The organism is Alcanivorax sp. NBRC 102024 (assembly GCF_001602235.1).
Lineage (GTDB): Bacteria > Pseudomonadota > Gammaproteobacteria > Pseudomonadales > Alcanivoracaceae > Alcanivorax.
In genome coordinates, this window is sequence record NZ_BDAS01000004.1 from 316,149 (window position 1) to 325,937 (window position 9,789).

The 9,789-nt window shown below is 60.5% G+C and carries 5 protein-coding genes and 1 pseudogene; all 6 read left to right on the plus strand.

Going from position 1 to position 9,789, the window contains the following annotated elements:
• The first annotated feature begins 140 nt into the window (after positions 1-140).
• Positions 141-2,669, plus strand: coding sequence for a nitrite reductase large subunit NirB (gene nirB / locus A0251_RS09380; RefSeq protein ID WP_062816584.1), 2,529 nt, complete (start codon positions 141-143; stop codon positions 2,667-2,669).
• Between the two features lie 2 nt (positions 2,670-2,671).
• Positions 2,672-3,016: a nitrite reductase small subunit NirD gene (gene nirD, locus A0251_RS09385; RefSeq protein WP_062816585.1), complete on the plus strand. Its 345-nt coding sequence runs from the start codon at positions 2,672-2,674 to the stop codon at positions 3,014-3,016.
• Positions 3,017-3,038: 22 nt separating this feature from the next.
• Positions 3,039-4,271 carry an NAD(P)/FAD-dependent oxidoreductase gene (locus A0251_RS09390; RefSeq protein ID WP_062816586.1) on the plus strand — a complete coding sequence of 411 codons (1,233 nt, stop codon included), beginning with the start codon at positions 3,039-3,041 and terminating at the stop codon, positions 4,269-4,271.
• Entirely contained in the window at positions 4,268-6,880 is a 2,613-nt protein-coding gene (locus tag A0251_RS09395; protein ID WP_062816587.1) for a nitrate reductase, read from the plus strand. The genes A0251_RS09390 and A0251_RS09395 overlap by 4 nt, the downstream gene beginning before the upstream one ends.
• 380 nt (positions 6,881-7,260) lie before the next feature.
• Entirely contained in the window at positions 7,261-8,274 is a 1,014-nt protein-coding gene (locus A0251_RS09400; protein ID WP_062816588.1) for an alpha/beta hydrolase, read from the plus strand.
• 180 nt (positions 8,275-8,454) lie between these two features.
• A pseudogene (locus A0251_RS09405) lies at positions 8,455-9,789 on the plus strand (hypothetical protein); the annotation flags it as partial.

Genomic DNA, 9,789 nt, shown 5'->3' on the forward strand with positions numbered 1-9,789 from the left:
TGAACGCATTAAAAGAAAGCAGTTTTTTTGGATTTATTGCCAGAAAAACCCAATAAATCTATTGGAAACATGGGGTTATCAAGTTGGCACAGGGCTTGCTCAGTGGTGAGTGTCAGTCATGCACCGCGAGGGTGAGCCTTATGGCAAAGCAACAACTTCTACTTATTGGCCACGGCATGGTGGGTCAACGTTATCTGGAGTCCCTGGTAGCCCAGGGTGGCCGCGAGCACTTCGACATTACCGTATTGTGCGCGGAGCCACTGCCGGCCTATGACCGCGTGGGACTAACCGGCTATTTCTCAGGCAAGACTGCCGATGACCTGTCGCTGGTGCCGGAAGGTTTCTTTGATCAGCACAACATCACGCTGAAGCTCAATACCAAGGCGGACGGTATTGATCGTGTCGCTCGTACGGTGACCACCCATACCGGCGAGACACTGGGTTACGACAAGTTGGTGCTGGCCACCGGTTCCTATCCGTTTGTGCCGCCGATTCCCGGTAACGACCGGGACAACTGTTTCGTCTACCGCACCATTGAGGATCTGGATGCCATTATCGCCGCCAGTAAGGATGGCAAGGTCGGCACGGTGGTGGGGGGGGGCCTGCTGGGTCTGGAAGCGGCAAAAGCCCTTCATGATCTGGGTCTGCAAACCCATGTGGTGGAGTTCGCGCCGCGCCTGATGGCCGTGCAGGTGGACGACTTTGGGGGTGGCCTGCTCAGGGACAAGATCCAGGAGCTGGGTGTCACTGTGCACACCAACACCGGAACCCGGGATATTGTCGACGGGGAAAGCTGCAATCATCGAATGAATTTTGGTGAAGACAGACATCTGGAAACCGATGTCATTGTGTTCTCTGCCGGGATTCGTCCCCAGGACGAACTGGGTCGCGCCTGTGAACTGGAAATCGGCGAGCGAGGCGGGATTGTGGTGAACAATCACTGTGTCACCTCCGATGACAACATCTATGCCATCGGTGAGGTGGCGCTGTGGGAAGGGCGCATCTTCGGCCTGGTGGCACCGGGTTACCAGATGGCGGAGATCGCGGCCGAACATCTGATGGGCAAGCAGGAAAAACAGTTCCTCGGTGCGGACATGAGCACCAAGTTGAAACTGATGGGCGTGGATGTGGCGTCCATTGGTGATGCCCATGGCAATACCCCTGGTTCGCGCAGCACCGTGTTCATGGATCAGACCGCCGGCATCTACAAGAAGGCGGTGATCAGTGAATGCGGCAAGAAACTGCTCGGTGCGGTACTGGTGGGGGATGCCAACGACTACGGTAACCTGTTGCAGCTTTGTCTGAATGAGATGGACCTGCCCGGTGACCCTGCCGCCCTGGTGGCGCCGGTCTCTGATGGTGCGCCGTTGTTGGGGGCCGATGCCCTGCCTGACAGCGCCCAGATCTGTTCCTGTAACAACGTCTCCAAAGGTGATCTGTGCGCGGCCATTGATGGCGGTGCCATGACCGTTGGCGACCTGAAATCCTGCACCAAGGCCTCCGCCACCTGTGGCGGTTGTTCGGCACTGGTGAAACAGGTACTGGACAGCGAACTGGAAAAACGCGGTGTGGAAGTGAACAACCACCTGTGCGAACACTTCCCGTATTCCCGTCAGGAAATCTATCACCTGGTGCGAGTCGGTCAGATCACCACCTTTGACGAACTGCTGGAAAAACACGGTAGCGGTGACGGCTGTGACATCTGTAAACCCACGGTAGCCTCGGTGTTGGCGTCCTGCTGGAACGACTACGTCTTGAAGAAGCCCCACGCGGGCCTGCAGGACACCAACGACTACTTCCTGGGCAACCTGCAGCGCGACGGTACCTATTCCGTGGTGCCCCGTGTGGCCGGCGGCGAAATTACTCCGGACAAGCTGATCGTGCTCGGTGAAGTGGCCAAGAAATACGACCTCTACACCAAGATCACCGGTGGCCAGCGGGTGGATCTGTTTGGTGCCCGCGTGGAGCAGTTGCCGGATATCTGGCGCACCCTGGTGGATGCCGGCTTTGAAACCGGCCACGCCTACGGCAAGTCCCTGCGTACCGTGAAATCCTGTGTCGGTTCCACCTGGTGCCGCTATGGGGTGAAGGATTCGGTCGGTACCGCTATTCAGGTGGAAGAGCGTTACAAAGGTCTGCGCAGTCCCCACAAGATCAAGATGGCGGTCAGTGGCTGTACCCGCGAATGTGCCGAAGCGCAAAGCAAGGATGTGGGGGTGATCGCCACCGAGAAAGGCTGGAACCTGTATGTGTGCGGCAACGGCGGCATGCGCCCGCGCCATGCGGACCTGTTCGCGTCCGATCTCTCCGACGAAGCACTGATCAAGACCATCGACCGTTTCCTGATGTTCTACATCAAGACCGCCGATCGCCTGCAGCGCACCAGCGTCTGGCTGGAAAACCTGGAAGGGGGCCTGGATTACCTGAAGCAGGTGATTCTGGAGGACTCCCTGGGTATCGGTGCCGAGCTGGAAGCGGAAATGGCACACGTGATCGACACCTACCAGTGTGAGTGGAAGACCACCATCGAAGACGATGAAGCGCTGAAACGTTTCAAACATTTCGTTAACGATGACAGTGCCGATGACAATCTGAAATACGTGCGTGAGCGGGGTCAGCGTCGTCCGGCCTATGAGCATGAACGTATCGAACTGGTCGAGGAGGCATGAGCATGAACAGTTCTGTAGCCGTGCAGTGGCAAACCGTCTGCAAGCTTGATGATGTACTGCCGGGCACCGGGGTGGGCGTCCGTCTGCCCGGGCGCCAGGCCGCCCTGTTCCGCACCCGCGATGGCAATCTCTACGCTCTGGATAATCGCGACCCGTTCAGCCAGGCCAATGTTCTGAGCCGGGGGATCCTAGGCTCCCTGGGCGACAAGCGCGTGGTGGCATCGCCAATCTACAAGCAGCATTTCGACCTGGAAACCGGTCAGTGTCTGGAAGACGAGGAAGTCTCCCTCACGGTCTATCCGGTTCAGGTGGAAGGGGACGTGATCAAGCTGGCCATCCCGGCCTGAACAGCACGAGGGCGATGCGGTAATGAAGCGACTGGTAGTCATCGGTAACGGCATGGCGGCATGCCGCCTGCTGGAAGAGCTCACCCGCCTGGCACCGGATCTGTATCAGATCACGGTGGTGGGGGAAGAGCCCTTTGCCGGTTACAACCGGGTCATGCTGTCCCCCTTGCTGGGGGGCGGTACGGACGAGCAGACCATTACCACCTATCCCCACCAGTGGTATCGCGACCGGGATATTCGCCTTATCACCGGCTCGCCGGTGGTACAGATTCATCGCCATCGGCGACAGGTGATCACCGCTGCGGGACACAGACTCGATTATGATCGCCTGGTGCTGGCCACCGGGGCGGCACCGCGCCGGTTGCCGGTGGACGGTGTGGACCTGAAAGGCGTCATGAGCTTTCGTGATCTGCATGACGTCAGAACACTATTGTCCCTGCCCCCTGGCCGGGTGGTGGTGGTGGGCGGCGGGTTTTTGGGCCTGGAGGCGGCGGATGCCCTGGTGAAACAGGGGCACGATGTGACGCTGGTTCACAGCCGTGGCCATCTGCTTAACCAGCAACTGGATGAGGCGGCAGGCCATCGCCTGCAACAGGATCTGGAAGCCCGGGGGCTGAAGTTTGTCATGAAGGCCCGTACGCAAACCATCGAAGACAACGGGCGGGGCGCTGTCGCCGCCGTTCAGCTGGGCGATGGCCAACGCCTGCCTGCGGATTATGTGGTCCAGGCGGTGGGGATCGTGCCCCGTATGGCACTGGCCGAACAGGCCGGTCTGACCGTGAACCAGGGGATTCGCGTCGACGATACCTTGCAAACGTTCGACCCGGCCATTTATGCCATCGGCGAATGCGTGGAGCATCGCCAGCGTACCTTCGGTCTGGTAGCGCCCCTGTATGAACAGGCGGCGGTCTGTGCCAGCCATCTGGCCGAGCTGGGTCACCGTCGTTATCTGTATGCAGATAGCGCCACCCGGCTGAAGATTTCCGGCATCGATCTGGTCTCCTTCGGGGATTTCTCCGGAGAGGGTGACACCCTGCAGCTGAGTTTGCCTGGCAGTTATTGCCGCCTGCAGCTTTGCGACAATCGCATCACCGGCATGGTGTTGTATGGCAGCGTGGCCGAAGCCCCTTTCTATGAAAGCCTGTGGCGGAACCGCACGGATATCAGTGCGGTGCGTTCCAGCCTGCTGTTGGGGGAAGCCTTCTGCAATCTTCCAGCCCCTGGCGACGATAACCAGGAGAACCTTGCCGCATGAGTATTTGCACCACCTGTCCTTACTGCGGCGTGGGCTGCGGCATCAAAACCGATGGCATTACTCTGCAGGGTGACACGCAGCACCCGGCCAATGCCGGTCGCCTGTGTGTAAAAGGCTCTTCGGTACTGGAAACCCTGGGCGATCAGGATCGTCTGTTGCAGCCGCAGGTCAACGGGGAGGGCGTCTCCTGGGATCGGGCCCTGGATGAAGTGGCCGACCGTTTTCGCCGTATCGTCGAAGAACACGGTCCGGATGCGGTGGCCTTCTATGTGTCCGGCCAGTTGCTCACCGAAGACTATTACGTGGCCAACAAACTCATGAAAGGGTTTATTGGCAGCGCCAACATCGATACCAACTCCCGCCTCTGCATGAGCAGTGCGGTGGTTGCCCACAAGCGGGCTTTTGGCGAAGACGTGGTGCCCGGTTGTTACGAGGATCTGGAGCTGGCGGACCTGGTGATTCTCACCGGCTCCAATACCGCCTGGGCGCATCCCATCGTGTACCAGCGCATCGCTGCCGCCAAACAGGCGCGGCCGCACATGAAAGTGGTGGTGATCGACCCCCGCCGGACGGCCACCTGTGATCTGGCCGATCTGCACCTGGCCATTCGTCCCGGCCAGGATGTGCCGCTTTTCAACGGTCTGCTCACCTGGCTGGATGATCACAATGGCCTGGACCGCGACTATATCCATGCCCACACCGAGGGGTTCGCGGCTACGCTGGCCACAGCACGGGAGCAGGGCAATGATTGGGCTACCCTGGCCGGTCAGCTGGGGGTCAGCCAGGAAGATCTGACCACTTTTTATGACTGGTTTGCCGCCTGCGACCGGACGGTTACCGTGTTTTCCCAGGGCGTTAATCAGGCCCGCAACGGTTCAGATCAGGGGAACGCCATCATTAACGCCCACCTGGCCACCGGCCGGGTGGGCAAGCCCGGCGCCAGCCCGTTTTCCATCACCGGCCAGCCCAATGCCATGGGCGGTCGCGAAGTGGGGGGGTTGGCAAACCAGCTTGCCGTGCACCTGGATATTGATAACCCGGAACACCACGCAGCTGTGGCGGATTTCTGGCAGACCGACACCCTGGCCACCGAAAACGGCCTCACTGCGGTGGACCTGTTCAATGCGGTGGAAAGCGGTCAGGTAAAAGCGGTGTGGATCATGGCCACCAACCCGGTGGATTCCCTGCCGGAAGCGGATCGGGTGCGCCATGCACTGATGGCCTGTGACACCGTGGTGGTCTCCGACTGCGTGGCCAGCGGCGACACCCTGGCTTGCGCCGATATTCGCCTGCCCGCCCTGGGCTGGGGGGAGAAATCCGGCATGGTGACCAACTCCGAGCGGTGCGTGTCACGGCAGCGTCCGTTTGTGAAAGCCCCGGGTGATGCCAGGGCGGACTGGTGGATTATCAGCGAAGTGGCCCGGCGCATGGGCTACAGCTCCGCGTTTCCCTACCAGCACGAACATCAGATTTTTGCCGAGTACTCGGCGCTCACCGCCTTGGCGGGCAGATTTGGCAAGCGGCTGGATATGACTGCTGCCGCGGAGCTGAGCGCCGACCAGTATGAGCAATGGCAGCCACAACAGTGGCCCTTGCAAGGGGAGCCTCGCTGCTTCGGCGACGGACACTTCGCCACGCCGGATGGTCGTGCCCGTTTCGTGGCCTGCGAGAATCCCAACGTCCACCGGATCGGTGATGCCTTCCCGATCATTCTCAACAGCGGCCGTATCCGCGACCAGTGGCACACCATGACACGTACCGGCCGCGCCGGACGTCTGTTTGCCCACCTGAGCGAACCGTTTGCGGCGTTGCATCCCAACGATATTGAACGTTACCGACTCAAGGAAGGCGGCTTTGTACGCCTTGCCAGCAAGGTCGGTGACGCCCTGGTGCGGGTCACCAGCGATGCCGGGCAGCGCCCCGGCACCGCCTTCATGCCCATGCACTGGACCGATCAGTTTTCTCGCCGTGCCCGGGTGGATGCCCTGGTACCGGCACGTCTGGATCCGCATTCCGGCCAGCCGGCGTTCAAGCATACGCCGGTCAACGTCAGCGACTGGCAACCCCGCTGGCATGGCTGGTTGTTCACGGCGGCGCCCCCTCCCGCCGTGGAGTACTGGGCCCGAGTTCCCGTCGATGCATTTTTGCAGGCGGGCCAGGTACAGCGCTATCGGCTGGCCGGCGATGCGGACCTAACCGAACAACAGCTGCACGACTGGCTTCCCGACGCCGCTCAGTGGCTGGCACTTAACGACCCTGCCACCGGACACTTCCGTCGCGCCGCCCTGGACAGCGAAGGTCGATTGTTGGCATGGCTGGCCATCGGCGACGCGCTGCCATTATGCGATGTGGAGTGGCTGGCCAACTGTTTCGCTGACGAGGCAGACACCCCGCACCTGGCGCTGCTTGCCGGCCAACCGGTGGATGCCGGTCCTGACCTGGGACCCGTGATCTGCAGCTGTTTCCAGGTGCGCGAGAAAACCATCCAGGCCGCAGTGGAAGAGGGTGCAGACAGCGTGGAAGCCATCGGCAAAGGCTGCCAGGCCGGCACCAACTGCGGCTCCTGCATCCCGGAACTGCGCGGCCTGCTGGAAAGCTGCAGCGTTTGATGGAGGGGCGAGTTGCGAGATACGAGATACGAGTTTCGAAAATCAAAACCGTGAAATAATAGAGCGGGTAGCTTTTCGTTTTTCGTAACTCGCGCCTCGTAACTCGCCACTGTCTTTCCCCGGTTAACCCACCCTACACATTGGCCACCGATCTTTTGTAAGAGCTATGCTTGCATGGCGAAAACACGGCGCTTTCCAGCAGCCTTTCAGCGCGACGAGTCTCTCTTCGCCATGCAAGCATAGCTCCTACAACAAAAATAAAAATTGAAGGCGGTGCAGATCTGTTTCGCACGTTTCTACATTTCCCGCTTTCCTGTCACCTTGCCCGTATCACGATCAGCGCTTAGTCTCGAAGCAACGGTTTCGATGCGGCGCAAGCCATGAAGAACAACAAGAAACATTATCCAGCACTGAGCTGGCAGGGCAGGGCCATCAATGTGGTGGCCAGGAATATGGTCAAGCCGGTAATCAGCCGACTGAAATTCTCCCGCCGTTTCATGAAATTTTCCCAACTGGGATTCGATGCGGTCACGCTGGCGTTGCCGGTACCGTCCGACGTGCATATTGCCCGGGCACAAGTGGGGGGTGTGCCGGGGGAATGGTTGATCACCGGGCGGCGGGTGCGCAGTAACCGGGTGGTGTTGTACTTCCACGGCGGCGCCTATTTTTTCGGGTCGCCCCGTTCCCATCGCGCCGTCACCTGGCGGCTCAGTCATTACTGTCGGGCCAAGGTCCTGGCATTGGATTACCGGCAACCACCGGACTGGGCGTATCCGGCTCCCCTGGAAGATGCGGTGCGCGCATACAAGGCGTTACTGGACAGTGGTTACAGCAGTGAACATATCGTTTTTGCCGGGGATTCCGCCGGCGGTAACCTGGCACTGGTCACCCTGCTGCGGTTACGGGAACTGAAGCTGCCGTTGCCCTCCTCAGCGGTATTGATCAGCCCATGGGGCGATCTGACCTGTTCCGGTGACAGCATCCGGGACAATGCAGACAAGGAGCCACTGATTCCCCTTGGTGCTCTGAACTTCGTCTCCGCCTCCTACAGCCGTGGCTACGACGCGGCATCGCCCATGCTGTCGCCGGTGTTTGCCGACTTCACCGGTCTGCCGCCGTTGCTGGTACAGGTGGGCAGTACCGAGCTGCTCTACAGTGATGCGGTGCGCATTGCCGATCAGGCAAAGGAGGCGGGTGTGGATTGCCAGCTACAGGTCTGGGAGCGGATGCCCCATGTCTTCCACGCCCTGGCAGCCTGGCTGCCGGAGGCGGGTCAGGCGTTGCAGGAAATCGGTGCCTTTGTGCACGGCCACCTGGATGACAAGGATCGCCACAGCCATGTGCGTGCCCGGGCCAGGGTGGTGGGGGGGCAGGATATGCCACGCAACCGGTAAATTGTTATCAAAAGTAGCCCTGACCAGGGTTCAGACACGCTTCCGTAACGCTGGCTACGCTTGCTTACAGTCCACCAACTTCCTTGCTCTACAGCAGATTGCACATCCCTTCCATAGTCGCTGATGCCAGCTTCCGTTCGGAATCCATAACGACGACAAAGTACGATGGAGGGGTTCATCTTGGCTAATCAACTAAAACTTCTGGTAGGCAGTAGCGCCCTTGCGGCTCTGCTGACGGCCTGTGGCGGTGGGGGTAGCAGTTCTACGCCTGCCGACTCTGGTCCGGCGGCCCGTGCCCTGCCTCCAGAAATCGCAGAGATCATCGACGATCAGAACGAGCTTACCGATGCTCTGTGTCCCGGCGCGTCCGGTGATGCAGGAGAGGGGGGAGCCGTAGACCCGGAAGCCTGTCTGGATGAAAGCGAGGAGGCTGCCGAGGAAGATACCGGCTATGAGCTGTCTCTGAATCCAGTGGTACAGCAATTTTGCCCGGAAGCGGCGGAGGTGTTCGATGCCACGCTGACCTTCAATGGCGAAATGCTGGATCAGGATTTCCTTTACGATACCGACACCTCCTTTGATGGTTCTGCCACCTTCCCGGCAGCCTGTCTGCAGGAAGCGGCCGGTAATTTCCAGAACATCGGTGACATGATCGGCGGCTCCAACCCGCTTACCGATCAGCTGTGCCCGGAAGAAGCCGCAAGCGATGACTTCGATCCTGCCAGCTGTTTCGCAGAAGCGGCCGGCCAGGGCGGGCTGCCCGGTGGCGGCGGTGGCGAAATGCCTGGTGCTGACCAGTTGTTCGCCCAGCTGTGCCCGGAAACCGGCGAACAGGAACTGGGACCGCAAACGCCCATCGACTGTCTGAACGAAGCCAGCCGTGCCTACATCGAAATCTATGACATGCTCACCGCCAGCAATGCGCTGACCGAGCAGATCTGTCCCATGGATAATGCGGATGGCCGTATCGACCCTCCCCAGTGTTTCACCGAAGCACTGCTCGGCCTGGGCAATATCCCCGGCGGCGGTGATGGTGGCGATGGCGGAGACGGCGGCGACGGTGGCAGCAATCCGTTCGCTCCGGCCCTTGAACAGTTCTGCCCGGAAACCGCGATGGCAGACCTGGGTCCGTCCACACCGATTGACTGTCTGGCAGAAGCGGGCAGCAACTTCCAGGACGTTCAGGACCTGCTGCTGGGTTCCAACCCGCTGACCGAACAACTGTGCCCGGAAGCGGCGGCGAACAGCCCGATCGATCCCGCTGCCTGCTTCACGGAAGCGGCCGGTGGTCTTGCCCCGGGTGGTGGTGGCCTGCCGGGTGCCGATGGCAACCCGCTGCAGCCGGTACTGGCGCAATTCTGCCCGGAAACCTCCGAAGCCGACCTGGGCCCGACCACGCCGCTGGACTGTCTGACCGAAGCTGGCGGTAATTTCAGCGACGTTCAGGACCTGCTGCTGGGCTCCAACCCGCTGACCGAGCAGCTGTGCCCGGAAGCCGCGGCGAACAGCCCGATT

Bases quoted from the DNA above. Each gene is read 5' to 3' on its own strand.
- A0251_RS09395 (WP_062816587.1), top strand. From the start codon at position 4,268: ATGAGTATTTGCACCACCTGTCCTTACTGCGGCGTGGGCTGCGGCATC.
- nirD (WP_062816585.1), top strand. From the start codon at position 2,672: ATGAACAGTTCTGTAGCCGTGCAGTGGCAAACCGTCTGCAAGCTTGAT.
- nirB (WP_062816584.1), top strand. From the start codon at position 141: ATGGCAAAGCAACAACTTCTACTTATTGGCCACGGCATGGTGGGTCAA.
- A0251_RS09400 (WP_062816588.1), top strand. From the start codon at position 7,261: ATGAAGAACAACAAGAAACATTATCCAGCACTGAGCTGGCAGGGCAGG.
- A0251_RS09390 (WP_062816586.1), top strand. From the start codon at position 3,039: ATGAAGCGACTGGTAGTCATCGGTAACGGCATGGCGGCATGCCGCCTG.